This is a genomic window from bacterium, assembly GCA_030654305.1.
Taxonomy (GTDB): domain Bacteria; phylum Krumholzibacteriota; class Krumholzibacteriia; order LZORAL124-64-63; family LZORAL124-64-63; genus PNOJ01.
This window is the reverse complement of record JAURXS010000131.1, coordinates 1-1836: the sequence shown is the minus strand read 5'-3', so window position 1 is coordinate 1836 and position 1836 is coordinate 1. Positions and strand designations below refer to the sequence as shown.

Annotated in this window: 1 protein-coding gene; it reads left to right on the top strand. The window is 71.4% G+C overall.

Features of this window, described 5'->3' with window-relative positions; genetic code table 11:
* Positions 1–188: 188 nt before the first annotated feature.
* Entirely contained in the window at positions 189–1607 is a 1419-nt protein-coding gene (locus Q7W29_03520) for an amidohydrolase family protein (protein ID MDO9170881.1), read from the top strand.
* Positions 1608–1836: the final 229 nt, after the last annotated feature.

Sequence of the window (1836 nt, the reverse complement as noted above, 5' to 3'; positions counted from 1 at the left end):
AGCAGCGACGCCAGGTCCGCGGCCGCGGCCCGGTTGCGCCGGTCGTTCTCGGCGAAGGTCTTGTCGTGCTTGTCGATCTTCGAGACGATCCGCTTCATGGCCCTCCCGGCGGGATCTGGTTGCGGCGTGCTGCCGGCCAGTATAGGGGCCGCGGTCTGACCGGTCCACCCCCGTCGGAGGGCGCCCTTGTGGACCACGTCGCCGCCGCCTACTGTTGCCCCATGACCACTCCCGAGTTCCACCTGCGCAACGCCGTCGTGATGACCGGCAACGGGCCGTCCGCCGCCGACGTGCACGTCCGCGACGGCCGGGTCGTCGACCTGCACGACCGCAACGGCCTCTCGACCGTCGCGGCCGGCGACGTCGACGCCGCCGGCCTGTGGCTGCTGCCGGGCGGCGTCGACCCGCACGTCCACTTCGGCATGCCGCTGCGCGACGGCCTGTCCAGCCGCGGCTGGCGCGAGAGCAGCACCGCCGCCCTGCTCGGCGGCACGACCACGGTCATCGACTTCGCCAACCCGTCGCGCGGCGAGCCGATCGCCGACGCCGTCCTGCGCTGGCAGGCGGCGGCCGACGGCGCCTGCCTCTGCGACTGGGGCCTGCACGCGACGGTCTGCGACATCGCGCCGGAGCGCCTGGCCGAGCTGGACGGCCTAGTGCACGCGGGCGTGCCGACCTTCAAAGCCTTCCTCGCCTACAAGGGCCGCCTGATGCTCGCCGCCGCCGAGCTGCGCCTGCTCATGCGCCAGGTCAAGGACGTCGGCGGCCACCTGCTGCTGCACGCCGAGGACGGCGAGATGAACGCCGCCGCCGAGGCCATCCTCGCCGCGACCGGCCGCACCGGTCCCGAGTGGCACCCCACGGCGCACGGGCCCGAGTCCGAGGTCGAGGCGATCCGCCAGGCCATGCTGCTGGCCGAGGAGACCGGTTGCCCCCTGACCGTCGTGCACCTGTCGACCGCCGCCGGACTGGACCTGATCCGCGGCGCCCGCGCCGTGGGCGTGGACCTGCGCGCGGAGACCTGCCCGCAGTACCTGTTCCGCGACGAGTCCCTCTACGCGCGCGGCGGCGACGACGCCCTGACCGCGCTGATGGCCCCGCCCCTGCGCTCGCCGGCCGACGCCGCCGCGCTCCTGGGCGGCCTCGCCGACGGCGACATCGCCTGGCTGGCCACCGACCACTGCGCCTTCCCGCTGGAGACCAAGCGCCGCGAGGCCGCCCACGGTTTCGCCGCCGTGCCCAACGGCACCGCCGGCGTCGGCGAGCGCCTGCTGGCCGCCTACACCCTGGGCGTCTGCCGCGGCCTGCTGACCCCGGAACGATGGGTGAGGGTCTGCTGCGAGGCGCCCGCCGGGCGACTCGGCCTGGCCGGCCGCAAGGGACGCGTGGCCGCCGGTTACGACGCCGACCTGGTGCTGTTCGACCCCGAAGCGACCGGCACGCACCTGCCCATCGACGGGCACCCCGACCCCTCGTTGTGGACGGGCGACGACTGGTGCGGGCGGATCGTCGACGTCTGGCGGCGCGGGGAACAGGTCGTGCGCGACGGGAAGCTGGTGCCGGGCGTTTCGGCCGGGGTCTTCCTACCCCGCCACCTTTCCGACTAGCTGATCCGAACCGCCGAAATGCGATATTCTCTTAAGATATTATATATCAACATGATAAATTGTCGGCCAGCTTAATCGGCCAACACAACTATAGATATTAAGTCATTATATTTGATATAATATAATATCCCTATCACCCGAGCGGGAGGCTGCCGTCCATGCGTCGTCGCGCCCTTGCTGTCCTGGCGTTGCTCCTGACGTGCACCACGACCGGTTCGTGGGCGGACGA